The sequence below is a fragment of the Streptococcus taonis genome (assembly GCF_029948085.1).
GTDB lineage: Bacteria > Bacillota > Bacilli > Lactobacillales > Streptococcaceae > Streptococcus > Streptococcus taonis.
The window spans coordinates 148,626-171,694 of the sequence record NZ_JARZZP010000003.1; the positions used below are offsets into that span (position 1 = coordinate 148,626).

Here is a 23,069-nt window from a genome sequence, read left to right on the forward strand (position 1 = left end):
TATGAGTATTAAACTAATCGCTGTCGATATCGACGGAACCCTTGTCAACAGTAAGAAGGAGATCACTCCTGAAGTATTTTCTGCCATCCAAGATGCCAAACAAGCTGGTGTCAAAGTTATGATTGCAACTGGACGTCCTATCGCAGGAGTTGCCAAACTTCTAGATGACTTGAAATTACGAGATGAAGGTGACTATGTAGTGACCTTCAACGGTGCCCTTGTTCAAGAAACCGCTACAGGACATGAGATTATCAGCGAATCCTTGACTTATGAAGATTATCTAGATATGGAATTCCTCAGTCGCAAACTTGGCGTCCACATGCATGCTATTACTAAGGATGGTATCTATACTGCCAATCGCAATATCGGAAAATATACCGTTCACGAATCGACCCTCGTCAGCATGCCCATCTTCTACCGCACTCCTGAAGAAATGGCTGACAAGGAAATCGTCAAGTGTATGTTTATCGATGAACCCGAGATTCTCGATGCTGCGATTAAAAAAATCCCAGCAGAATTTTACGAACGCTACTCTATCAATAAATCTGCTCCTTTCTACCTTGAACTCCTCAAAAAGAATGTAGACAAGGGTTCAGCCATCACTCACCTAGCTGAAAAACTAGGATTGACCAAAGATGAAACCATGGCTATCGGAGACGAAGAAAATGACCGTGCTATGCTTGAAGTCGTAGGTAACCCAGTTGTTATGGAAAATGGAAATCCAGAACTCAAAAAAATCGCCAAATACATCACCAAAACAAATGATGAATCAGGCGTTGCCCATGCGATCCGTACATGGGTACTGTAAAAAAATTTAAATATAGAAAAAGCACTCCAGAAGTTAGAGATACTGTACTGACCCCAAAAGTTAGACAGAAAAAATCTTACTTTTGGGGTGCAGTTTAAGGTTCAGTATTTTTTGTCTCTAGTTCTATCCCCTAAATAATTTTTAAATCTGAAAAAGGTAGTACATTATGTAAAACCTTTTTCATTTTTTTATTTTACTACGAATTAATATTATTTTTTCTAATGATAATTAATCCACTAATCTTCCTTTATAAATATTGCAGTTCTTTTCTTAGTTAGCTTTTTTTCATAACTCTTTATAAGAATAACCAATAAACTACTTAGTAATCCCAAAATAACTAGACTTAATCTCGGGTTTAAAAGCCAATTAAAATAAGCAGCCAGTATCCCTCCAAAAGGAGCAAAAATGGTAGCTATTACAAAAGAACTAGAAAGTATTTTACCAATATTATACTCAGTACTTTCTTGTTGCTGTATTGTTGTAATTGAGACAGAAGCTATTGTAATTAGTCCACTCAAAATTGAGTAACAAATTCCAAAAAAAATCCAATTTTCTACTATTCCGCTTGCCATAATGACAAGTGGGATAGTTGCCATTGATATATTCATTAGGATAAAGGTATCCTTCTTATTCAAAAAAGTAGAAAGAAGGGTTACTGCTATCAAACTACCAAATCCAGCAATGGAGTAAACAATCCCAACAAGACTATTGGATAATTTTAATTACGTCCATTTTTTTCTCGCATTAATTGGACATAGCCCTTTGTTTCTATTTTTGAATTTAAAAACGAGAACTCTCCGCACATTTTATCATAAAAATTATTATAATCTTTTTTTGAAAAATCTCCTAAAATCTCTATCTCAAGATAAAATCCAAGACCATCAATCTTATCTAGATTAATCGTTTTATTTTCTAATTCATCATGATAAGTCTTTCTATGTTTACTTATTGTGAAAATATTTGAAAAACCATCTTGCAAGATATTCCTTACAAATTCTAATTTTTCAGATTCTAACTCTATTTCACTTTCACTCCACATTCCTTGTTTTATCGTTTCTTTTCTTGTAAAAACACATGCTTTATTATCATCTTCTTGGCGAATTCTGTAGATAAAGCTACCTACCTCATCATTTTCAAATTCTCTTCCTTTTGTTTTAAAATATTTATCAACTTGCTTATTTTCATTCTTAAATTTATAAGATTTTTCTAAATATGAAATAGCATTATTATAATCTTTCTCATCGTTGAGTTCAAATCTAACTTCTAATTCATTCATTAATTTTACCTCTCAATTCTTCAAAGGCTGAAGTCTCTTTACATTCACTCAGTCTATAGTTAGTTTCTGTAGATGTTTTATGGACAAAAAGCCTAATATTTTCTTGCACTCATTTTAGCACTTCAATATAATAATGTCAAGAATTTTGATAATATTTTTTTATTTATTTTTGTTAAATACATATTTGTATCTTTCTGGATTAAAAAAACGATGCTTAATTGAACATCGTCTTTACTATTCTGTTATATCTGCAATATAATGCTCGATTTTAAGAGCCATTGACATATTGCCCTCAAGCTTATACAGGAAATAAGCCGTTTCAAAGTAATCTTTTACTGCAACTTTAGAAGAAAAATTCTTACTGACATTTCCCATCAATAAATACAAATCAGCCAAAAGATATGTTGTTCTATACGTCTTACATTGCTTTATCGTATTTGTGATTTTAGTAATAGCTTCCTCAGTATTATTCTGCAACCATAGGTAGCGACAAACATTATAATTAAATTTAATAGAAAGGTTTAATTCTTCAATTGTGTTTAATTTGAGTTGATTTACTTGATACTCTAACTTTTCTCGAATTTCATTAAAACTTTCTAAATCTTCAATATCATAATAAAAATTGAATAGAGTATTTGAAACCTTAAGATAGGTCAAGTCAGATACACTTAACTGAGACAGTACCTTCTCCAATCTTGCCACAGCCTCCTCTTTTTGCCCATAGAGATAAAAATCTATAAGAGATTTTATCCACTCCATATAAAACTTATCTACTAAAGACAAGCGATGTACCTTTACACTCTCTAATTCATATATATATTTCAAAGACTCATAATTTCGATTTGTAATAAAAGTCTGGGCTAACTTCTTAAACTCTGATAGCTCATCAATCTCCACTCCAATCTGCTTATTAAAAAAATAATCTATACTAACTTTTAACTTCTTAGACAGAGCATATAAAAAGTCTGCTCCTGGAGTAAATTCTCCATTCTCCAATCGACTAATCTGTCCCTGTTTACATATCCCCTCAGCCAATTCTCGCTGAGACATTTTTAATTCTTTTCGTCTATTTTTTAATCTTGTTGCTAATAGTGTACCCACGTTTGCATTTTCCTTTTCTATTCGATTTCAATTTTAATTGTAACATGATTAAATTTTAAATACAAATTATATATAAACAATGACTAGATAGGTTATTTATTTTTGAAAACCTATCCCTTCTTCTTTTGAAATTTTCTTACTCAAATGATTGATAAAACTACTAACGTTAAATGTACTAAATGTTAGACTATCACGTTTAGATTTTGCTATTGATAGATTTAACAGACCAGAAATAGTCTTGTACAACATATCAAATTCAGAGGAATAATAAGGATTTTCCCCATTTTTTACGCTCTCTAGTTCATAACAATCAATTCATCTTGTCACAAACCTTAGCCCAAAAAATCCACACCAAATCTTTTCGAAAGCTGTTTAAAGCTTTGTACTTGCTTTCTGAATTCATAAATCTGAACCTTTACCTCATTTGTCCAATTCCATAATAAAAATAAGGACATTCTAATAAAGGAAGTCCTTATTTTTTAACTAATAGATGTCAAAGTTACTTTGCAGATCCACTTTATCTATAATCATTGATCAAAATATAACTTTTGGTCAAAATTTGGTCAAAAAAATTAAAAATGCTAAATTATTTTTAAAAATGAACTTGAGAAAATTGCCTTCAAATAAACATTTTGAATATTCTTTATATTTCTTTATGCTTCTTGATATGCCCCCTGCATGCAAACTAGCGTTAAAATAAGTTAAAAAAAATAACCGAGAAACGATTAAATCAAGATATTATCACACGCTAGTTAGTATTGAAATTGAGGAAATTGACCAATGGTTGACCAAATAAATTTTTAGTTTTTGCTATAATTTCTAAGTTAAAAATTTAATAATCACAATTTTTGATACATAGTTCGATACCATGTTCGGCACAATCGGTATAGTCCAATATTCATTCTCAAAACTAGTTTAAATAGCGCAGTCTTTTCAACTAGTTTTGTGAATACAAAAAATCTTCCTACATATGTAAGAAGATTTTTTATTATTCTAGTTCTTTCTACGTACCGTTACAAGTCCAAATGCTCCAAGAATTGCACCGAGTACCAACATTGCAATACTCGATGATTCGCCTGTTTCTGGCAATGATTTTGCACGTTCTACCCGTGAATAAGTCGGCTTACTTGATGCCTGTTGCTGACTTGTGTATGTTTGACCCTTTACGATAACATTCCCTTTGTTGTCAATAGTAACATTTTTATCACTTGCGTAAGCCTGCTTAGATTTATCAGTGTTCGCTTTTTGATGTTCAACATTAATTGGTTTTGTATCACGTACAACAACTTTTCCATCAACAATTTCAACATCTTTACCTGAAACAATAGCTTCTTTTAGTGCTTTAATATCAATTTCAGGACGCTCTTCAGAAACTGGTGTGTCTTTAGGTACAGCAACAATTGTTCCATCAGATAATTTTGTAACGTTGTTGTGTTTTGATTTTTCTTCTAAATCTTGAAGCTTATCAAACGTTTCTTGAAGCTTAGCTAGTTTTGCTTGCTCCTCAACAAGTTTTGTAGTAATAGCACTAACTTTATTCTTTTCATTTTCTGCTTTTTCTTTAACTTCAAGAAGTTTTGCTTCTTTTTCTTTCAGCTCTGCTTTTGTTTGTGCAAGCTTTTCTGAACTGTCAACATAACTTTTTAATTCTTCAGCAAGAGCTTTAGCTTCTGTAACCAAACGGTCTTTTTCTTCAACCAATTTGGCTTTTTGAGCTTGAAGGTTTTCAAGTTTGCTTTGTTGATGAGCAAGTTCAGTATTAGCATCAGTAAGAGCTTGAACTTTGATTTCTTGAACACGTTTAGCTGATTCAAGAGCTGATTTAGCATCATCAAGAGCTTGTTTCTTAGAAGCAAGGTCAGCTGAGAAGTTATCAACTGCTTTTTGAGCTTCAGCTTGACGTTTTTGTGCATTGTCAAGAGCAAGTTTTGCAAGGCGCAAATTGTTTTCAGCAATAGTAGTTTGGATTGGTGTAGCATTAGCGTCAGCCAATGTCTTTTCTGCTGAAGTTTTAAGGTCTAAAGCGTTAGCATAGTCAGTTGATGCTTGTTTAAGAGCATCATTTGCTTTTTCTGAAGCGGTTTGAGCTTGTTCTTTTTCAGCTTTAGCATCTTCGTATGCTTTCTGAATAGCTTCAGCATTTGTTGGGTTAGCGATTGATTTACCTTTGTCTGCGGTAACAATGACTAACCAGTATTGACCATTGATGTTTGCAATGTCAAGACCAACATTTGAAGTGCTGTAAAGGTTATTTTCTAAATGTCCCCAGTTTGATGGCGCATCAGCAAATGATGTACGCATTAAGGCATCAACAACAGCTTCTTTCAAATCGTACATAGTTTTGATTTCTGATTTAGGTGCGATACCAGCTAGGTTTTCTGTTCTAGCAGTAAGCTTTTGTCCAGCTAACAAACTGATGTGTCCGTGTGTAAGTGGACTTTGAGCTCGTTCTTTGTACGCTTTAGCACGATTTGAAGCAACTTCAATCATTTCTTTTGTAACTGATGTGTCGTTGGTTACACCAAGTTTTCTACGAATTTGATTCAATCCTTCAACATATAAGTGAGAAATTTCTTCTTTTTGTTCTTGAGTCAGATTGTCAATATCAACAGGTTGATTCTTGGCGTTTTTACCAATTGAAACTTCTGTGTTTTCAATTGCTTTAGCTCCAGAGTCAGTCATGAAGTCATTGTCACCTGAAGTTTTATCTTCTTTGAATTGAGTCAAATTTGGAATTTTGACAATATCAACGCTATCTAAAGCTTTAGTAGCTTTTTCAAGTTTATCTTCAGCTTGAGAAAGTTTTGTTGTAGCACCATTAGCTTTTGTAGTAGCTGATTCAAGGTTGTCTTTAGCATCATTAACTAAAGTTGCTTTAGCATCAACATCTGCTTGCGCATTGTCAATAGCTTCTTGACGTTTTTGGTCAGCTTTCTTAGCATCAGTTAAAGCTGTGTCTGCAAGAGTAACATTCTTTTCAGCACCCTTAGTTTCAGCTTTAGCTTCTTCAAGTTTATCTTCAGCTTGAGCAAGTCCAGTTCCTGAAATTGCATCTTTAGCAGATTGAACTTGTTCTTCTTTAGCAGAAACATTAGCATTAGCATCTTTAAGCTCTTGTTCAGCGCTAGACACGTTTGTTTGAGCTTTATCTACAACTTCAGTTTGGGTTGCAATGTTAGCGTTAGCAGTAGCTGTGTCTTTAGCGTTAGCGTCTTGGTCAGCAAGATTAGCTTTCTGGTCTGCTTTATTAGCTTCAATGTTTTGAGGTGTAGCTTTAGAAGCAACTTCTTCAGCATGTTTAACAGCTTCAGTAGCTTCAGTAACTTCTGTTTGAGCGCTAGACACTTGTTTGTTAGCTTCATTAGCTTTATTTTGTGCATCAGTAAGTTGTTCTTTAGTTTGTTCTACAACTTTCTTTTGAGCATCAAGAGCTGGTTTTACGTCTGATGATTTTTCAGCAGAAGGCTTTTCAACAAGTGCTGGTTCATTTACGCTTGTTGCCGTATCTACATCAGAGTTAGCTTCTTGAGCAAATGCAGGCACAACAGCTGATGCAAGCCCAATAACTGCTGTTGTAGTTAACGTTTGCAATTTTTTCATCAATTTCTCCTTTAATCACATTATTGAGTGATTTTTATAGTTTCATTATGTTATTTTATCATTAATCGGTGTAATATTCAACACTTATTATTGTTTTAAGTGTAATTTATGCTACTTATTATTTATAATTTTTATCTTTACAATAATAGGTGAAGGTAAAAAAATATGAATCAAAATAACTTACAAACATTTATTGCAAAAAGAATTAGATACTTACGCCTTAAAAAAGGATTAAGTCAAGAGAAACTCTCAGAATTGGCTGGGTTGGGTTCTAAACATATTCATAACATCGAAAACGAAAAATATAATTTTCAAATACAAACACTAAATAAAATTTTAACCGCTCTTGAAGTAGATGAAAGAACTTTTTTTAACTTTGATTTCCCAATCCAAAGTAAAGAAATTGAAAACATCATCAGCCAACTTGAACAGCTTCCAGAGCCACAAAAAACAGATATTATAGATGCAATATCGACTTTATTAAATAATATAAATAACCGCTGACAAAAAAATCAGCGGTTTATTTTTATCCCAAAATTATCCTCTAAATTACTTAGAAAATTTCCTCTCCAAAATGAGTCATTTATATTCTTGTAAAATTCAACTAAATACTGTTTAAATGAAATTTCTGTTATTACTCTATTTTTATTTTGTTCTTCAATCTTTTCTTTATACTTTTTAAACTGATACTTTTCGAAATCATAAATTTTACTAACAAGTTGAGAAACTGCTTTTTCATTCTCATGTTTCAAATAAGATTTTTTGAACTTATTAACAGATTTTTCAAGATTAAAAAGTGGTATAAATTCTTGATTCTTTAACTTATTATAGAATTCATCTACTTCTTTTAATCTACTATTGTGTTCATCAAATGATAATTCTGGTGCTACAGATTTCAATATTTCTATGCGCCCTCTAACATCCTCTAATAATTCACCTACTTTTTCAGCTTGTTCAATGCACAAATTTTGATTTCCAAACCAATCTTCCTTTAATCTCTGTTGGAATTCTTCTAATAAAGTACTTATAGTTAATTCAAAATTAGTTTCTAATACTTCATCATTAATTAACTGCATAATTGTTGATTTAGTATGTAGTTGAATATGAAAAAAATTAATCGGTTTTTGACGTCTTTCAATCTCCAGTTTTAATGAAAAAAGGTAATCTTTATTCATTAAGTAGCAAGGCTTACCAGAATTTTTAAACATTTCTCTAATTTGCTCTTCTGCTGTTTTAAAACCTTGCAGTTGCAATTGCTTCACTAGCTTATCTTCTTTTTTATAGAGACTATCCCAACTCGAGAGAATTTTGGGATTTTCCCCAAATTTTGGAAATACATATAAATCATCAGCAACTTCTTTTCCTTGGAAATTTTCGTATATTTCTGTTCTGCGTTCTCCCTCTGAAAACTGTAAATATCGTCCTAGTACATCCTTTTTCAAAATATCACGAATTTGTTTTTCAGTTATATCCATATAAAATTCTTTATCTATTTTTCCACTAGGGTAATTTCTAATATAATCCAAAGCTTCTTTTACATTATAGTACTTTTCACTCAATATACTATCCTCCGAATCGTTATTTTCAGCTTATCAAATATAATTTCCTAATGCAAATTTTTTTATTTTTTTCCTTATGGTGCATTTGACGACTAAAATATTTTTGAATGATAAACTGAAAATGTAAATAAAGAACGTTCAACTATTTACCAAAAAAATTAAAGAAAGCACTAGCTTTAAGCTAGTATAGGTGTCTTCTTATGACAAATAATGAAAAATTATTGCAAACGGGATTGTTCGGGAACAATACAAATCAATCAGATAGTTCGATTGTAAATGACCGTCGAACTGCTCCAATTCTTACTAATCTCTCAACTTGTATTGCTATCAGTGTTACAGAGCCAAAACCATATTTTCCGATTGTCGGTTTTGAGAAAAATAGTAATGGAAAAAACGCTCCTATTTTTTCAGAAAAATCAATTGGTTATGAAGTATTTTTATCAATGCCAAAGGACAATGGAGCTGTTAAATTGATTAGTTTAGTTGTTCCAAATTTGGATATTGCAAACAAAATTCAGTTCAGACATTTGTATCAGTTAGTCAACCCGCGAGGTCGTTACAAGTATAAAAGTTATGATGTTATAGAAGTTTGGGCTGAAGACGTTAAAGAAGTTAGTTTAAAGTAGAAAGAAAATAGATATGAAAGATATTTCTAAAGAATTAGATAATTTAACAGCGTTTGACCTTCCTATCGAACTACGTAGAATTTTAGCAGCATACATAAATTCTGAAGTTCAAGGACGAGTTTCATCTTTTGTTAATTTGAGTTTAGTTTACTCAAACGGTCGTTACACTGATTTCATTCGTGCTTACATGTATTTTGAACTCATGCGTCGCAAAATGTTAAAGGAAATGGAAGAAATTTGTAGGGTTTTATGATTAGATATAGGTTAAATGAAAATACAGGTCATTTAATGCCAAGCTTGCCAAATTTCGTAACTCTGCTTCAAGTAGTTGGAGCAGGGTTACTATTTTGTGGCTTTATTATTAAATGGCTAGTATTTAAAGGAGCAGAAGTTGGTATTCTTGGAAGTGAAGCACAGCTTGGTTTGAATTTAATAGTGATTGGAATAGCTGTCTTGCTTTTGACGAATCTTGTTTTATTGGTTCGATTTGTTTTTAAACTATCAAAATTTGGTTCAGTATCTCTATACTATCAGCTAAGGTTGATAGAACGACAGACACACTCTGCGTTGTTAGATTCAGCAACTGCGAATCGCAAACTTGGTAGCAAATTCATAGATGTTAGTAAGGCGCATGCGGACTTCGAGAAGTCAAGCAGGCGCATCACGGTTAAAATCAAAAAATTAGCTGACCAGAGTACTGAGGATTTAGAGAAGTTTGCGGAAATGTTATCAGCTTGCTTAGTGGGAAAAAATCGTACACTCATAGTTTTAGATTATTGGTTAAGTGAAGATAAAACAGAATTTATCTATTTATTAGATGACATTGTAGAAGCTAAAGCAAGACAGCTAAAACCAAAGAAGATAACCGAATTAAAATCAGCTAATGATTTTGAAATAACAGTTGAAGAAGGCTTGACATTCTCAATGCTGAGAAATATTCACGCGTTAATTGTGGGCAATACCTCAAGCTCAAAGACAACATTCTTAAAATCATTACTTACTCAAGTTTTTATGTTTGATTCAGAAGTTGATTTAACAATCTTAGATGTTAAATCTGAGTTCAGTTCTTGGACTTTTCTTCCAACAGGTGTAATTCTTTCTGATAGTGAAGAGATTTTAGCATATTTTGAAGATTTGTTGGAATTAGTTATTAAACGTGAAAAAGAAATTGCAAAATTATCAGCACGTGATGATATTACTGGCGCAACTTTTGTGAATTTCGGTAAAGAGATGAAAATGAAGCTATGTGTTATCGAAGAGTATTCAGCTATGCTTTCTAGCATCACGGATAATAAGATGAGAAGAAGGATTCAAGATTTGGTTTTATCTATCGTTTCACGTTCTCGTTCGAGTGGTGTCTACATGTGTATCTGCATGCAACAACCGCGTTCTGAATTGCTTTCAACAGCTATTAGGGATAACTTAGGTGTTCGTATCTGTTTATCAAATGGCGCAATAACTGACGAATTAGCTCGCATGGTATTTGGAGAAGCAGATAATATAGATAATCATGCGGTCAGATTTTCAGGTTATATCATGACTAGTGATGGACAGTTCAGCAAACCCAGACGATTCTGGAACATCAATCTACATGAGAACGGTTTGGAAAAGATTAGTATTTTTAAAAAGGCTTTTATGTACGGTATAAAGAATCGAAAATCATTGGAACAACCCGCGTCTAACCCTTAAAATTTGAAACTGTGCTGTGTTAATTCTTGAACCTTTTGGACGCCACATTTTGCTCCGTCAGTGGCGTCCATATCAAGAACATATCTAATCAACACAAATCAACACAAACTATTCATTTTGTGTCAAAAACAGAAAGGATTTTTATGAAAATTAATCAAAATGATAGAAAACGAAAATTTTTTGGTCAAATTTCATTTGAGTATGAACATAATGCAAATTCAAAATTAACTGAAAAAGCTTTTCGTGAATCAGTTATTCAACGGATTAAAGACTATTGTAAAAATGAAGAAGATAGGTATCATATTATTTTTCATGATAAAGATTTAAAAGATGACGGAAGTTCAAAACCACTACATGCTCATTTTTATATTGATTTCAAGCATGCTCATACTTATTCATCTGTTTATAAAGCTTTATCAATTTCAAGAGAAAAAAATTTAGAGTTTGTTCGTAGTTCGATAAAAGCATGCCGGTACTTAACGCATCGAAATGAACGTAACATGGAAGAACATAAATTTCCGTATGAAATCGCAGAAGTTATTTCATCAAAAAATGCCAACTATATTGATGATATCATGGGAAAAATCAAAAATCATAGCAAAGAGAAAGCTGACAATGGTCTAGAAATAGACGATTATTGTTTAGAATTAAGCTATCTAATCTCAGAAGAAGGCTTACTTACAACTGAAGCAAAACAACAATTGTTTGAGCAATTCACTCAACGTATAGCACAAAAAGCATGGAATTCAAATAAAAGACAATTTGAGGAAAACAGACAAGAATATATTCAGAAGGAATTTATTCGTATGAGCAAAGGCGAACGAAATCACACAGGTATTTATATTCAAGCTGAAGGAGGAACAGGAAAATCATATTTAGCACGCTTACTTGCAGAAGAACATGATAGATTAGGCGCACATACCCCATCTATAAATAAAAAGCGTTTCGATTTAGGTTCTGGCTATAAAGGGGAAAAAACAATTGTAATAAACGAATTAGATTCAAGTTGTGGCATGACTTTTCGGGAGTTATTTCAGATACTAGAACCAGACTCAGCGACACAGTTAAGTTCACGTTTTAAAGATGCGTACATCATCAATGATTTAACAATTATCACAAATTCAGATAGTTATTGGGATTGGTGTGATTCGTGGTTTGGAAAGAAGAATAAAGAATATCATCAACTAATGCGGAGAATTAGATTTGTAATCAAAATGGTTCATGATGAAAAGAATAAGGTTATCAAAATTGAATTATGGAATTACACAGCTACACGTGATTTAAAAGAAAAAGCGAAACGAGCATTTAAAAAATTACAGACGTATATACTAAAAAGTGTAGAAAATGAAGAAGAATTTCGAAGAATTGCTTCGGATATATTAGAAAGAATTAAGAAAGAAAAAAATATTGATAGTAAAAGAAAAGTTATCGCTACAAACCCAACCGACCAAAGTAAGGGTAGCGATAACTAAAACTAGTGGAAATAATAAATACTATTTCTGCTTCTATTTTATCATAGAAAGAGAAAAATTTATATGACAGATAAGATTTTAATCAAAATAGAGAATTTAGAAGTACAGTTACCTGCGTCTCATATCATAGTTAAGAAAGATGAATATCTTGACTTAAAAAATAAGGCATCACAGGGGCAATATATGAGTTTATCAGAGGTTTTAGAGATGGTTTCAGTCTCTCGACCTTGGCTGTTAGAAAATGTTCTCTATCGGGCTGATATTAGGTCAATAATCGATATTGAGAAGAACAAAGCTGGTTTTGTGAAATATCCAGACAGTCAGGGTGGACGGTACTACTTTTTAGCTAGCAAAACGAAACAATTTTTTGAAGAAAATTTTGCAGAAATTTTTAGTTTATGATACGATAATCAAGATAATATCTTGATTATCGTCTTTTAGAAAGAGGTAATCATGTCAGTTTCATACAGAAAACGAGGAAAAAAGAATTTATGGGATTATAGGATTTTTGATAAAGATAAAAAAGTAGTTGCTTCTAATTCTGGATTTAAAACAAAACGAGAAGCTGAAATTGAAGCTTTAGCTCTTGAATTAAAGTTAATTAATGGAGTTATTATAGATAAAAATATTACGTTTTATTCACTTTGGGAGAAATGGTTAGAATTAACAGTAAAACCACTAAACAAAAGCGATATCACGTTTTATAAGCATATTTTACGAGGAAGATTCATTAAAGATTATTTTAAAGATAAACCAGCATTAAAAATCAAAGCGAGCGAATACCAAGCATTTATTAATAAGTATGCTGAAACAAATTGTCGCGACAATGTTAGTAGAATGAATGCTGAAGTTAGAAATGTGATTGGTTTTGCAAAAAGAGATAAGTTAAATATAGAAGATTTCACTGAGGGTATAATTATTTCAGGGCGTCTATCTAAAAAACGGAGAGATGAAAAATATATTCACAGCTTTAAAGATTATCAAAAATTAATAACATATCTAGAAAAAAATCTTGATTTAACAACTACTATTGTTCCGTACTTACTACTTATTCAATTAAAAACTGGAATGAGAACAGGTGAAGTTGCAGGTCTCACTTGGGATTGCATCTTATGGAAAACTTCAGAAATCAAAACTTATAGAAGATACGATACAGCTAGGCAACGTTGGACAAAAGCTAAAACAGAAGATTCAATTCGTACAATTCCTGTCGATGATGACACACTATCAGTTCTCAAAAAATTAAAACAAGAGCAAAGGGTATTCATTGAAAATGGAACAATTTCAAATAAAGAAAATATGATATTTATTGATTTGAATTATAATATTGTGACAAATGCAGGAATTAACAAGCATTTAAGACAAGTATTAAAAAAATTAAATATTACTCCTCATGAGATGACTAGCACAGGACTAAGACATACATACTGCTCAACAATGTTAGCTAAAGGAATTGATATTTGGGCAGTATCAAAATTGATGGGACATAAAGATATAAAACAAATAACTGAAACTTACGGACATTTAATAAAAGAAAAAGCTGATATTGAAAATAATAAAGTTCGTGCAGTATTAACTAGTTTAAATAAAAAGGATATTAGTTGACCAAATGTTGACCAAAAAATAAAAAAACGTTGTTAATTCAACGTTTCTATAGTATATTATATGCCCCCTGCAGGAATCGAACCTGCAACTACTCCTTAGGAGGGAGTTGTTATATCCATTGAACTAAGGGAGCTAGAGAAAAACTCTGCCGAATGAGCAGAGTTTTTTTGTCGAATTAACGACGGATTTCTTTGATACGAGCTGCTTTACCTTGAAGGGCACGCAAGTAGTACAATTTCGCACGACGTACTTTACCGTAACGAACAACTTCGATCTTTTCAACACGTGGAGTGTGAATTGGGAAGATACGTTCAACACCTACACCGTTAGAGATTTTACGAACTGTGTAGTTTTCTGAGATGCCAGCACCTTTACGTGCAATAACAACACCTTCAAAAATCTGGATACGTTCACGGTTACCTTCGACAACTTTCGCGTGTACACGAACAGTGTCACCAGGACGGAATGATGGGATATCAGTACGAAGTTGACCTTCTGTCAAGCTTTGGATTAATGGATTCATTTTATTCTCCTATCTTTGTCAATCTTGAGGAAGCTTCCTCAGCGGATAAACTGTATTTTTGTGTGTCCATTACACACAAGATACAGTTTACCAAATTTCCTAGAAAAAGTAAAGAAATTTACAGTAAAATTCCTAAAAAAATAACAAGCAAACCACCTAAGTAGGTCAAGAGAAAATAACTGTAAAAGACCTTCTTATCAGCCAAGAGTTTTTGGAGTTCATCATTCAAGGTTGAAAAAGTGGTTAGACCTCCACAAAATCCTGTGGCAAGGATAAGATAGACTTCTTTAGACTCCACATGATTGTAAAATAAGCCGATCAAAAAACAGCCCAGTAGATTAGCTATGAGAGTTCCTAGAGGCAGTACTGAACCCTGATTATAACGTGAAAAGAAATAACGCACGAGAGCACCTAATCCACAAGCAAGTGCTAGATATAATACTACCATTTCTTCCTCCCTAAATAATAAGCCAATAAAAGTCCACCACCAATGCTCAGAACTAGATAGACTACTAGACTTAGGTAAGAACCTCTATCCAGCAATTTTACGCCATCTAACATGAGGCTTGAAAAAGTCGTTAATCCTCCACAGAAGCCAGTTCCAAGCGCTAAAATGACACCTTTACTGCTTCCCTTATAAACCAAATAACCTTTGACAAGATAGACTAAGCAGAAAATTCCTAGATAGTTAGCAAAGAGAGTTCCCCATGGAAAGCCTGGACTAGCTGGCAACCATCTCGAAATCTGATATCGGATAAGTCCTCCTAGCATGGCAGCTAGAAAGATTCCTAGTGGGTAAAATTGTTCTTTTTTCATTTGATGTTTTTATCCTGATAATCGCGTGAACGTTTGAGAATATCAGAAAAAGTCTCAACGATTGTCTCTTCGTATTTTTTATTTCTGACATGACTTCTGACCTTCTCAAAGATGGCTTCTTCTCTTTTAGTATCGAGAATAGCTTTTCCTGAAGCTTTTTTATAAGCCACTACACCCTCAACTAGATGCATTCTTTCTTCTAAGAGTTTTACGATTTGGTCATCAATTTGATCGATTTCTTGTCTAATAATATCTAAATCCATAGAGTCTCCTTCATTATTTGAATGATTGTATCAAAAAGCTTCTAAATGGGCCAGTACATTCTTAGGGTTATCTAACAAAAACTGCACTGACAACTTTCATCAGTGCAACTTCATGCTTATCCTACTTTAGCAGCCAATTCTTCTGCAAATTGTTCCAAGCGTTCGATATCTTCTTCTTCTGCAGAGAGATCCACTTTGACACACTCTGATCCCTTTTCAGCTCCTGTTGCCACAAATACACGATCAAAGTCATCAACAGCTTTACAGAACTCATCGTAGAAAGTATCACCTGATCCTACTACACCGTAGATTTTACCACTCAAATTAAGATCTGCTAGGTCCTCGTAGAAGTCCATCATCTCATCTGGTAACTCTCCATCACCGTAAGTGTAGGTTGCAACGATTGCGATATCTGCTTCAAGAAAGTCAGATGCGTCAACAGTTGTACACTCATCAACATCCACCTCTAAGCCCAATTCACGCAATTTATCTGCTACAATATCTGCAATTTCTTCGGTATTACCGGTCATACTGGCAAATACAATTTTTGCTAATGCCATATCGTCCTCCTCAATTTATCTTTCTCCATTATATCACATCTTTTTCATTTTAAAAATAAAAACTCTTGTGCTACAATGAAATGAGAAAGAATTGAGGTTATTTATGGAGATTTGCCACCAAATTTTAGAAAAAATTAAAGAATATGATACCATTATCATTCACCGTCATATGAAACCAGACCCTGATGCCTTGGGAAGTCAGGTTGGACTAAAGGCTCTCTTGGAACATCATTTTCCAGAGAAAAATATCAAGGTAGTTGGTTATGATGAACCAACACTAACATGGCTGGCAAAGATGGATCAGGTAGAAGACAAAGATTATCAAGGGGCACTTTCTATCATTTGTGATACAGCAAATACTGCTCGTATCGATGATAAACGTTATATCAATGCTGAAACCATTATTAAAATTGACCACCATCCAAATGATGAAGTATACGGAGATTTTGTTTGGGTAGATACCAACTCGAGCAGTGCCAGTGAGATGATTGCTCTCTTTGCTGAAGCAACTAATCTTGAATTATCTGACTATGCAGCTAAAATGCTATGCGCTGGAATTATTGGCGATACCGGCCGTTTCCTTTATCCGTCTACTTCTGCTCGTACCCTTCGAATTGCTAGTAAACTAAGAGAACATGACTTTGACTATGCTGAATTATCACGTAAAATGGACACCATGAGCTTTAAAATTGCTAAACTTCAAGGTTATGTCTATGATCACTTAGAAGTTGATGAAAACGGTGTTGCGCGTGTCATTCTGACTCAAAAAATTCTAAAAACATATCAAGTAACAGACGCAGAAACAGCAGCCATTGTTGGTGCTCCAGGTCGTATTGATACTGTTAACCTTTGGGGAATATTTGTGGAACAAGCAGATGGCCACTATCGCGTTCGACTTCGCAGTAAATTCGTTCCAATCAATGGTGTTGCAAAAGAACATGATGGTGGAGGTCACCCACTTGCAAGTGGGGCTAACTCCTATAGCCTAGAGGAAAATGAAGTCATCTACCAAAAATTAAAAAACTTACTGAAAAAATAGATAAAAAGCTTGCCAAACTTAGCATAATCTGTTAGACTAGTATGGTAACAATCTATGGCTCGCAAAGAGACCATGGCAGAAAGGAAATATTGCAAAATGAAAAAAGATATCCATCCAGAATATCGCCCAGTTGTCTTCATGGACACAACTACTGGTTACCAATTCCTTAGCGGTTCAACAAAACGCACAAACGAAACTGTTGAGTTCGAAGGCGAAACTTACCCATTGATCCGTGTGGAAATTTCATCAGACTCACACCCATTCTACACTGGACGTCAAAAGTTCACTCAAGCAGATGGACGCGTGGATCGTTTCAACAAAAAATACGGTCTCAAATAATCATAAAAAGAACAGTTCCGACTGTTCTTTTTTTGTTCCTCAAATTAAAAGTCAACCACCACTGCTGTTCCACTACAGGTGACCATCAGCATACCATTTTCAGCACCTAAGGTTTCATAGTCCATTTTTATACCTATAATAGCATTTGCTCCACGTTCACTTGCACGCTCCATCATTTCTGCTATAGCTTCTTCTCTTGCTTGAGTCAATTCACCTTCATAACTACTCGCTCGACCTCCAAAAACATTACGGAAGCCAGCAGCCATATCTTTGAACATATTAACTCCAGCAACTACTTCACCAAAGACAATTCCTTTGTAGGCTAGGATTTTTTTCCCTTCAATTCCCGTAGTTGAAATAATCATCTTCCTTTCCTCCTAACTTCTTTTATATAATTGTAAACCCTTTCACTAACTCTGTCAATAAATACTATAAGGGGCTCAATACTTGAAAGGAAACTCTTCTCACCATCCTTGTTTGCTCTCTATTTAGTGCCAATTGTATGGATGGTGACCTAAATCTTTTCTTTGCAAGCCTAACTTGAGATAGGCTTCTCAGCCTCACTATTCTTACCAATAGTAGAGCTTAAAATCTATGACTGGTATAGAAAATACTGTTCTCTCCTGCCCCCTTTTTGCCCCAAAACTACAAAAAAGCCTATCGACCAAGCTAGAAAGCTTGATACAATAGGCTTTTTCTAAATTCATTATTTAACAGCGTCTTTAAGAGCTTTACCAGCTTTGAATGCTGGAACTTTTGAAGCTGCGATAGTGATTTCTTTACCAGTTTGTGGGTTGCGACCTTTACGTGCTGCACGCTCACGAACTTCGAAATTACCAAAACCAATCAATTGAACTTTTTCACCAGCTGCAAGGTAATCAGCTACTGCTGCAAATACAGCATCAACTGCTGCTGCTGAGTCTTTCTTTGTCAATTCTGTAGCTTCTGCTACTTTAGCGATCAAATCTTGTTTGTTTGCCATGTTAATAATTCCTCCAAATATTTTCTAATTAACAATTACAATCATATCCTAAATTCTCTTGTAGGTCAAGTCAAAAACGCTATTTCTTGCTATTTTCTTTATTTTTTTAGGACTCGTATCTGACCAAAATAGCCCAAGCATTTTCACCTGTATGGGTCTGAATAATAGAACCTGTTTCAAGTACAGAGATTGGTTTTTCAACGAATGGTTGTAGGATTTCTTTCATCTCTTCTGCCCAGTCCCTAGTTCCAGAATAGGAAATACCAATCTCAGAAACAGAACGCTCTGACAGTGTTGAAACTAGTTCATCCAACCATTTCTTAAAGGTTTTTGCTCCACGTCCTTTAACGATTGGTTGCAATTCATCATCTTTCATCTGCATGACTACGCGGATATTTAATAGAGAGCTTAAAAGACCTGTCACTCGGCCAATACGGCCACCTTTAACAAGGTTTTCCAAGGTAGAAACACCGATGTAGAGCTCTGTGTTTTTCTTGACTTCTTCAACATGAGCCACAATTGTTTCTATGTTTTGTCCTTCTTGAGCTAACTTAGCTGCTTCAACCACTTGAAACTTTAGGGCTTGGTCTGTAAAGGAACTATCCAATACGGTCACATTAGCCGTTGACAAACTTGCACCCTGACGAGCTGCTTCGACAGTTCCTGATAAGGCATGAGACATATGAATGGCTAAAATTTGACTACCGTCTTTACTTAACTCATCAAAAATCTCAGCAAAGAGTCCAACTGGAGGTTGACTTGTTTTAGGCAGATTTTTACTCTCTTTCATCAAGCGAAGAAATTCCCCTTCTTCAAGATCAGCATCCGAATAAAGAACACTATCAATCATTACAGAGAGCGGAACGACGGTAATATTTAATTCTTTGACCACTTCTGGTTCAATGGTAACTGACGAATCTGTTACGATTTTTACTTGTGTCATAATTCAAATCTTTCTATATTTCACTTTTTGAGTGAGTTTTTTCAATTTAACTATAACAATTATATCAAAAAAATGCTAAAAATTCATACTGTATCTATTCATTTTTATGATGGAATTTATAGATTTTTAAATCTTTCATTTTATAAAAATAGTCGCCTTCAAAGACGACTATTTTGGTATCATCATAAACGTTCATACAAATCTTGCATCTGTATGTCATCAGGAACCAACTTGAGATAGTGTTGGATCTGTTCTTTTGCTTCTTCAAACCTTCCAAGTTCGCGTAATAGATGAATATATTGCTCTAAAAACTCAGGATTTTCCTTGAGTTCTGAAACCAATGCCTGATAAGATTCATAGGCAACATCCAAATCTTCAGTTTCTTGGTAACTCCGTGCAATCATCCACTTAGTCAAGAGATTTTCTGGCTCATATACTTCTAAGGCTAGAATATCCTCATACCGTTCTTGCTCCTGATACATGGTTGCTAGTCGCAAGAGGATTTCTTCTTGGTCTTCCGCATCTTCTTGAGCTTGAAGAAGATAAGCTTCCGCCTGCTCGGGTTGATGCAATTCGTAAGATAATTGTGAAGCAAGGAGTAGTAAACGTGTTTCGAATGGATTTTTTTCCAAACCTTGTTGAGCTATCAGTAAGGCTTGCTCAGTCTGGTGTTCCTTATGTAGAGCCTGACTATAACCATACTCATACCCTTCAAAATCTGGAGAAATAGTATCCAGCTGTTTAAAATATAAAACTGCCTTTTGATATTCCTCTTGATCAAAGTAAAGACTTGCTAATTCAAATGCAGTCTGATCTTCATACTCTAACTCTAAAGCTTTTTCTAAAAACTCTATGGCTGATTCAAACTTTCCAAGTCGAGCATAGGCAGTTCCAATTCGTTGATAGGTCGAAATCCCTGTCTGCTCATATATTTCACGATTATCCAGTTGAGCATAGCCCTTAATCGCTTCTAAATCATTTCCAAGTTCACTATCTAACTCTGCTAGCCCAAAAATCAATAAAGGATCATCAGAGTAATTAAGAGCTTCTAATAGCTTGTCGCGAGCTACATCCGTCAATCCTTCCATTTGATAAAAATCAGCCTTTAAAACAAGCGCAGATACATAAGAATCGCTATTGGGTTGAATTTCTTCCAGATAAGCAAAAGCTTCTTCGATTTGTCCGTCTTCACTTGCGATACTAGCTAGATTGAGATTTACTTCTGGAAATATTGGAGCTAGTTTTTCAAAGATTTGACGAGCTTGTGGATAAAAACCAATACCTTCTAGATAATAAGCCAGTTCCAGAAGAAGATCATCAGAGTCTTCTACCAATGCTTTTTGAAAATAGTAATCAGCTTTTGTTAAATCTTGCTGATCCAAAGCTTCAAGCATTTCTTGACTATTGCTCACCTTCAACCTCCTCTTCTAACTCATACAGACCACTAACTTTTTTATACCATTCAAAAATAGCTGAAATAACAACTTTGGCTGAAGCATAAACAGGAATTCCCAATAGGACTCCCCAAACACCAAACATAGAACCAGACGTCAACAAAACGAATAGAATAGTGATTGGATGGATGTTTAGCTGACTACCTAAAATCAATGGAGACACAAAACGACCTTCAATTGTCTGCTCTACGATAAAAACGATAATAACTTTCAAGAGCATAACTGGTCCAGCAATTAACCCTAAGACCAGAGCTGGTATCATAGCAAGGAAACTTCCAAGATAAGGGATAAGATTTAAGACCCCCGCAGTAATACCAAGAGTCACCGCATATCTCAAACCAATAATTTTAAAGAAGATGATAAACATAATTGCCACGATAATAGCAACAGTAATTTGTCCTCTAACATAGTTAGAAAGTTGTTGGTTCACATCCGTTAGAACCTTACCTACTGGTTCTCTCAATTTATTTGGTAAGAATTGAGTGATATGATTTCTCAAGCCTTTTCCATCTCTAAGGAGATAAAAGAGCATAAACGGCATGATAATTAGAGCGACAATGACTTGTGACGTTCCACTGATAATAGCACTCACCCAGTTCACAGCCTTAGAAGATATATTACTTGCCCAAGCAGTTGCTTGTGTTGAAAACTGAGCCAGAACCTGTTCCAGTTGAGGTCTAAAGTCATCTGGCAAACGCTTAGTTACAAGATCATCAATAACTCTATCAGCATCTTCGAGATAATTTGGTACATTTTGCGCAAAAATAACTACCTGACGTTGAAGATTTGGAATCGCAACGGCCAGACCAATAATCAAGAGTATGGCAATAATGACAAAGATAATACTAATGGCTAAGACACGATTTATCTTGTACTTCTCCATCAAATCTACCAGTGGATTTAAGAGATAAAAAAGTAATCCTGATAAAATAACAGGCAACATAACCACTGATAAAAAATCAACGACAGGGATAAATAAAAAACTAATCTTACTTAAAATAAAAATATTCAAACCTAGTAACAAGGCTACCAAAAAAACTGTAACAGCCTTATTATCTAAAAACCATTTAAAAAACCAAGATAAATTAAAATGTTTCTCTTTTTGTTCCATATCTACTTCCTTTCCTTTGTCCTTTCATTATACCATTTTTACAGGGAATAAACTGTTTTTAAAGTGTTGAGGTGACGATTGAGAACTTTAACAAAGCGACCTTGCTTTTTACTAATTTTATACTTAGATGTTTCATACTTTTTTCACTATTTTCTTCAGGTCTCCCAATTTATGATATAATAGAAGCATCTTTATTTAGAGGTATAGCTATGATTGAAACAATTTATTTCGGAACTTACACACGTCGTTTATCCCAAGGGATTTATCAAGCTGATTTTGATACAGAAACTGGGCAACTATCCAATCTTAAACTATTTGCAGCTGAGCCAAGTCCCACCTATCTTGCCTTTGATCAAGAAAATCACCTCTACACTGTCGGTAGCAAAGATGGACAAGGTGGAATTGCTGCCTATCAAACAGATGGTACTTTGCTAAACCATCTTGTGACAGAAGGTGCTCCTCACTGTTATGTTGCAGTTGACGAGAAACGTAGCCTAGTATATGGGGCTAACTATCACAAGGGACAAGTTTTGGTCTATAAACGTAAAGAAGATGGTAGTCTAGAATTGGCTGATACAGTTCAGCATAGCGGTCATGGTCCTCATAAAAATCAAACTTCTCCACATGTACACTTTACAGATTTAACACCAGATCAGTATTTAGTGACTTGCGACTTAGGTACTGATGAGGTTACTACTTATGATGTCAATCCAGAAGGAAAACTAAATAAGATAATTACCTACAATTGCAGTCCTGGTGCTGGTGCACGTCACCTTGTTTTTCACAACCACTACAAGATTGCTTATCTCATCTGTGAACTCAATAGTACAATTGAAGTATTGATTTATGATGGTGTTGGTGCATTTGAAAAAATGCAAGTTATTTCTACCCTTCCTGAAGGATTTAATGACTTTAATGGAACTGCTGCTATTCGTCTCTCACAAGATGGAAAATACCTGTACGCATCAAACCGTGGTCATGATTCTATTGTAGTTTACACTATTCTAGCTGATGGTAGTTTAGAATTGTTGGAATTCGTTCCTACAAACGGAAAAACTCCTCGAGATTTTATTCTCTCACCAGACCAAGAATTCCTCATCGCCGTTCACCAGGATTCTGATAATGCAACTGTCTTTAAACGTAATCCAGAGACTGGTCGTCTTGCAGAACTTTCCAATGATTTCCACGTTCCCGAAGCGGTTTGCGTCACATTTTAAACATAAAAAGGCTCTATAATTTCTGTAGTGGGTAAAACCACCATAGGAATTATGGAGCCTATTTTGTTGTAGAAAAAAAGTCCCAT

26 protein-coding genes and 1 tRNA gene are annotated in these 23,069 nt (G+C 34.2%); 11 read left to right on the forward strand and 16 right to left on the reverse strand.

Annotation, left to right across the window (positions count from 1 at the left end):
- The first annotated feature begins 1 nt into the window (after position 1).
- The gene (gene yidA, locus QEZ38_RS02395) at positions 2 to 808 is read left to right on the forward strand and encodes a sugar-phosphatase (RefSeq protein ID WP_281334911.1); all 807 of its coding nucleotides are present in this window, start codon (positions 2 to 4) and stop codon (positions 806 to 808) included.
- Between the two features lie 236 nt (positions 809 to 1,044).
- Here the strand turns inward: yidA and QEZ38_RS02400 are convergent, their stop codons facing one another.
- The 4 genes from QEZ38_RS02400 to QEZ38_RS02415 form a co-directional block, all read right to left on the reverse strand.
- Positions 1,045 to 1,404: a hypothetical protein gene (locus QEZ38_RS02400; protein WP_232196994.1), complete on the reverse strand. Its 360-nt coding sequence runs from the start codon at positions 1,402 to 1,404 to the stop codon at positions 1,045 to 1,047.
- A gap of 122 nt (positions 1,405 to 1,526) precedes the next feature.
- On the reverse strand, positions 1,527 to 2,084 hold the full coding sequence (locus QEZ38_RS02405; protein WP_281334912.1) for a CYTH domain-containing protein: 558 nt from the start codon (positions 2,082 to 2,084) through the stop codon (positions 1,527 to 1,529).
- Positions 2,085 to 2,318: 234 nt separating this feature from the next.
- Positions 2,319 to 3,185: a helix-turn-helix domain-containing protein gene (locus QEZ38_RS02410; protein WP_281334913.1), complete on the reverse strand. Its 867-nt coding sequence runs from the start codon at positions 3,183 to 3,185 to the stop codon at positions 2,319 to 2,321.
- 993 nt (positions 3,186 to 4,178) lie between these two features.
- A complete protein-coding gene (locus QEZ38_RS02415; protein ID WP_281334914.1) occupies positions 4,179 to 6,785 on the reverse strand; it encodes an SEC10/PgrA surface exclusion domain-containing protein in 2,607 nt (868 codons plus the stop codon).
- Positions 6,786 to 6,950: 165 nt separating this feature from the next.
- Between QEZ38_RS02415 and QEZ38_RS02420 the strand changes: the two genes are divergently transcribed.
- The gene (locus QEZ38_RS02420) at positions 6,951 to 7,289 is read left to right on the forward strand and encodes a helix-turn-helix domain-containing protein (RefSeq protein ID WP_281334915.1); all 339 of its coding nucleotides are present in this window, start codon (positions 6,951 to 6,953) and stop codon (positions 7,287 to 7,289) included.
- An 8-nt stretch (positions 7,290 to 7,297) separates the two neighbouring features.
- On the opposite strand, the gene QEZ38_RS02425 is transcribed toward QEZ38_RS02420, so the two are convergent.
- A complete protein-coding gene (locus tag QEZ38_RS02425; RefSeq protein ID WP_281334916.1) occupies positions 7,298 to 8,344 on the reverse strand; it encodes a hypothetical protein in 1,047 nt (348 codons plus the stop codon).
- Between the two features lie 200 nt (positions 8,345 to 8,544).
- On the opposite strand from QEZ38_RS02425, the gene QEZ38_RS02430 reads away from it, so the two are divergent.
- The 6 genes from QEZ38_RS02430 (at position 8,545) to QEZ38_RS02455 (ending at position 13,736) form a co-directional block, all read left to right on the forward strand.
- Entirely contained in the window at positions 8,545 to 8,970 is a 426-nt protein-coding gene (locus QEZ38_RS02430; protein ID WP_281334917.1) for a hypothetical protein, read from the forward strand.
- A 13-nt stretch (positions 8,971 to 8,983) separates the two neighbouring features.
- A complete protein-coding gene (locus tag QEZ38_RS02435; RefSeq protein WP_268709563.1) occupies positions 8,984 to 9,223 on the forward strand; it encodes a hypothetical protein in 240 nt (79 codons plus the stop codon).
- Positions 9,220 to 10,659: an FtsK/SpoIIIE domain-containing protein gene (locus QEZ38_RS02440; RefSeq protein ID WP_281334918.1), complete on the forward strand. Its 1,440-nt coding sequence runs from the start codon at positions 9,220 to 9,222 to the stop codon at positions 10,657 to 10,659. The genes QEZ38_RS02435 and QEZ38_RS02440 overlap by 4 nt, the downstream gene beginning before the upstream one ends.
- Positions 10,660 to 10,802: 143 nt before the next feature.
- Entirely contained in the window at positions 10,803 to 12,131 is a 1,329-nt protein-coding gene (locus QEZ38_RS02445; protein ID WP_281334919.1) for a Rep family protein, read from the forward strand.
- A gap of 63 nt (positions 12,132 to 12,194) precedes the next feature.
- Positions 12,195 to 12,533: a DUF771 domain-containing protein gene (locus QEZ38_RS02450; protein WP_281334920.1), complete on the forward strand. Its 339-nt coding sequence runs from the start codon at positions 12,195 to 12,197 to the stop codon at positions 12,531 to 12,533.
- 51 nt (positions 12,534 to 12,584) lie between these two features.
- Positions 12,585 to 13,736 (forward strand): tyrosine-type recombinase/integrase, encoded by a 1,152-nt coding sequence (locus QEZ38_RS02455; protein ID WP_281334921.1) that lies wholly within the window; start codon positions 12,585 to 12,587, stop codon positions 13,734 to 13,736.
- Positions 13,737 to 13,797: 61 nt separating this feature from the next.
- Here QEZ38_RS02455 and QEZ38_RS02460 read toward each other — a convergent pair.
- The 6 genes from QEZ38_RS02460 to QEZ38_RS02485 all read right to left on the reverse strand — a co-directional run bounded on the left by QEZ38_RS02460 (position 13,798) and on the right by QEZ38_RS02485 (position 15,898).
- Positions 13,798 to 13,869, reverse strand: a tRNA-Arg gene (locus tag QEZ38_RS02460).
- 42 nt (positions 13,870 to 13,911) lie between these two features.
- On the reverse strand, positions 13,912 to 14,259 hold the full coding sequence (gene rplS, locus QEZ38_RS02465) for a 50S ribosomal protein L19 (RefSeq protein WP_001068669.1): 348 nt from the start codon (positions 14,257 to 14,259) through the stop codon (positions 13,912 to 13,914).
- A 118-nt stretch (positions 14,260 to 14,377) separates the two neighbouring features.
- Complete coding sequence (crcB, locus tag QEZ38_RS02470; RefSeq protein ID WP_281334922.1) at positions 14,378 to 14,707, reverse strand: fluoride efflux transporter CrcB; 330 nt, start codon at positions 14,705 to 14,707, stop codon at positions 14,378 to 14,380.
- Positions 14,701 to 15,075, reverse strand: a complete 375-nt coding sequence (crcB, locus tag QEZ38_RS02475) for a fluoride efflux transporter CrcB (protein WP_153224978.1) — start codon at positions 15,073 to 15,075, stop codon at positions 14,701 to 14,703. The genes crcB (QEZ38_RS02470) and crcB (QEZ38_RS02475) overlap by 7 nt, the downstream gene beginning before the upstream one ends.
- A complete protein-coding gene (locus QEZ38_RS02480) occupies positions 15,072 to 15,338 on the reverse strand; it encodes a chorismate mutase (RefSeq protein ID WP_153224979.1) in 267 nt (88 codons plus the stop codon). Before QEZ38_RS02480 ends, crcB (QEZ38_RS02475) begins: the two co-directional genes overlap by 4 nt.
- Positions 15,339 to 15,454: 116 nt before the next feature.
- On the reverse strand, positions 15,455 to 15,898 hold the full coding sequence (locus QEZ38_RS02485; protein ID WP_001162134.1) for a flavodoxin: 444 nt from the start codon (positions 15,896 to 15,898) through the stop codon (positions 15,455 to 15,457).
- 103 nt (positions 15,899 to 16,001) lie between these two features.
- Here QEZ38_RS02485 and QEZ38_RS02490 point away from each other — a divergent pair, with 103 nt between their 5' ends.
- Together QEZ38_RS02490 and QEZ38_RS02495 are read left to right on the forward strand one after the other, a co-directional pair.
- Positions 16,002 to 16,937, forward strand: coding sequence for a DHH family phosphoesterase (locus QEZ38_RS02490; RefSeq protein WP_281334923.1), 936 nt, complete (start codon positions 16,002 to 16,004; stop codon positions 16,935 to 16,937).
- A gap of 96 nt (positions 16,938 to 17,033) precedes the next feature.
- The gene (locus QEZ38_RS02495; protein ID WP_096408869.1) at positions 17,034 to 17,276 is read left to right on the forward strand and encodes a type B 50S ribosomal protein L31; all 243 of its coding nucleotides are present in this window, start codon (positions 17,034 to 17,036) and stop codon (positions 17,274 to 17,276) included.
- A gap of 44 nt (positions 17,277 to 17,320) precedes the next feature.
- On the opposite strand, the gene QEZ38_RS02500 is transcribed toward QEZ38_RS02495, so the two are convergent.
- The 5 genes from QEZ38_RS02500 to QEZ38_RS02520 all read right to left on the reverse strand — a co-directional run bounded on the left by QEZ38_RS02500 (position 17,321) and on the right by QEZ38_RS02520 (position 21,766).
- Positions 17,321 to 17,641 (reverse strand): heavy metal-binding domain-containing protein, encoded by a 321-nt coding sequence (locus QEZ38_RS02500; protein WP_153224981.1) that lies wholly within the window; start codon positions 17,639 to 17,641, stop codon positions 17,321 to 17,323.
- A 341-nt stretch (positions 17,642 to 17,982) separates the two neighbouring features.
- Positions 17,983 to 18,258 carry an HU family DNA-binding protein gene (locus QEZ38_RS02505; RefSeq protein ID WP_001284633.1) on the reverse strand — a complete coding sequence of 92 codons (276 nt, stop codon included), beginning with the start codon at positions 18,256 to 18,258 and terminating at the stop codon, positions 17,983 to 17,985.
- 106 nt (positions 18,259 to 18,364) lie between these two features.
- Positions 18,365 to 19,201: a DegV family protein gene (locus tag QEZ38_RS02510; protein WP_153224982.1), complete on the reverse strand. Its 837-nt coding sequence runs from the start codon at positions 19,199 to 19,201 to the stop codon at positions 18,365 to 18,367.
- A gap of 182 nt (positions 19,202 to 19,383) precedes the next feature.
- The gene (locus QEZ38_RS02515; protein WP_281334924.1) at positions 19,384 to 20,613 is read right to left on the reverse strand and encodes a tetratricopeptide repeat protein; all 1,230 of its coding nucleotides are present in this window, start codon (positions 20,611 to 20,613) and stop codon (positions 19,384 to 19,386) included.
- Positions 20,603 to 21,766 carry an AI-2E family transporter gene (locus QEZ38_RS02520; RefSeq protein WP_281334925.1) on the reverse strand — a complete coding sequence of 388 codons (1,164 nt, stop codon included), beginning with the start codon at positions 21,764 to 21,766 and terminating at the stop codon, positions 20,603 to 20,605. The genes QEZ38_RS02515 and QEZ38_RS02520 overlap by 11 nt, the downstream gene beginning before the upstream one ends.
- 209 nt (positions 21,767 to 21,975) lie before the next feature.
- Here QEZ38_RS02520 and QEZ38_RS02525 point away from each other — a divergent pair, with 209 nt between their 5' ends.
- Complete coding sequence (locus tag QEZ38_RS02525; RefSeq protein WP_281334926.1) at positions 21,976 to 22,983, forward strand: lactonase family protein; 1,008 nt, start codon at positions 21,976 to 21,978, stop codon at positions 22,981 to 22,983.
- Positions 22,984 to 23,069 lie beyond the last annotated feature (86 nt).

Bases quoted from the DNA above. Each gene is read 5' to 3' on its own strand.
- yidA (WP_281334911.1), top strand. From the start codon at position 2: ATGAGTATTAAACTAATCGCTGTCGATATCGACGGAACCCTTGTCAAC.
- QEZ38_RS02400 (WP_232196994.1), bottom strand. From the start codon at position 1,404: ATGGCAACTATCCCACTTGTCATTATGGCAAGCGGAATAGTAGAAAAT.
- QEZ38_RS02405 (WP_281334912.1), bottom strand. From the start codon at position 2,084: ATGAATGAATTAGAAGTTAGATTTGAACTCAACGATGAGAAAGATTAT.
- QEZ38_RS02415 (WP_281334914.1), bottom strand. From the start codon at position 6,785: ATGAAAAAATTGCAAACGTTAACTACAACAGCAGTTATTGGGCTTGCA.
- QEZ38_RS02420 (WP_281334915.1), top strand. From the start codon at position 6,951: ATGAATCAAAATAACTTACAAACATTTATTGCAAAAAGAATTAGATAC.
- QEZ38_RS02430 (WP_281334917.1), top strand. From the start codon at position 8,545: ATGACAAATAATGAAAAATTATTGCAAACGGGATTGTTCGGGAACAAT.
- QEZ38_RS02435 (WP_268709563.1), top strand. From the start codon at position 8,984: ATGAAAGATATTTCTAAAGAATTAGATAATTTAACAGCGTTTGACCTT.
- QEZ38_RS02440 (WP_281334918.1), top strand. From the start codon at position 9,220: ATGATTAGATATAGGTTAAATGAAAATACAGGTCATTTAATGCCAAGC.
- QEZ38_RS02445 (WP_281334919.1), top strand. From the start codon at position 10,803: ATGAAAATTAATCAAAATGATAGAAAACGAAAATTTTTTGGTCAAATT.
- QEZ38_RS02450 (WP_281334920.1), top strand. From the start codon at position 12,195: ATGACAGATAAGATTTTAATCAAAATAGAGAATTTAGAAGTACAGTTA.
- QEZ38_RS02455 (WP_281334921.1), top strand. From the start codon at position 12,585: ATGTCAGTTTCATACAGAAAACGAGGAAAAAAGAATTTATGGGATTAT.
- rplS (WP_001068669.1), bottom strand. From the start codon at position 14,259: ATGAATCCATTAATCCAAAGCTTGACAGAAGGTCAACTTCGTACTGAT.
- crcB (WP_281334922.1), bottom strand. From the start codon at position 14,707: ATGGTAGTATTATATCTAGCACTTGCTTGTGGATTAGGTGCTCTCGTG.
- crcB (WP_153224978.1), bottom strand. From the start codon at position 15,075: ATGAAAAAAGAACAATTTTACCCACTAGGAATCTTTCTAGCTGCCATG.
- QEZ38_RS02480 (WP_153224979.1), bottom strand. From the start codon at position 15,338: ATGGATTTAGATATTATTAGACAAGAAATCGATCAAATTGATGACCAA.
- QEZ38_RS02485 (WP_001162134.1), bottom strand. From the start codon at position 15,898: ATGGCATTAGCAAAAATTGTATTTGCCAGTATGACCGGTAATACCGAA.
- QEZ38_RS02490 (WP_281334923.1), top strand. From the start codon at position 16,002: ATGGAGATTTGCCACCAAATTTTAGAAAAAATTAAAGAATATGATACC.
- QEZ38_RS02495 (WP_096408869.1), top strand. From the start codon at position 17,034: ATGAAAAAAGATATCCATCCAGAATATCGCCCAGTTGTCTTCATGGAC.
- QEZ38_RS02500 (WP_153224981.1), bottom strand. From the start codon at position 17,641: ATGATTATTTCAACTACGGGAATTGAAGGGAAAAAAATCCTAGCCTAC.
- QEZ38_RS02505 (WP_001284633.1), bottom strand. From the start codon at position 18,258: ATGGCAAACAAACAAGATTTGATCGCTAAAGTAGCAGAAGCTACAGAA.
- QEZ38_RS02510 (WP_153224982.1), bottom strand. From the start codon at position 19,201: ATGACACAAGTAAAAATCGTAACAGATTCGTCAGTTACCATTGAACCA.
- QEZ38_RS02520 (WP_281334925.1), bottom strand. From the start codon at position 21,766: ATGGAACAAAAAGAGAAACATTTTAATTTATCTTGGTTTTTTAAATGG.
- QEZ38_RS02525 (WP_281334926.1), top strand. From the start codon at position 21,976: ATGATTGAAACAATTTATTTCGGAACTTACACACGTCGTTTATCCCAA.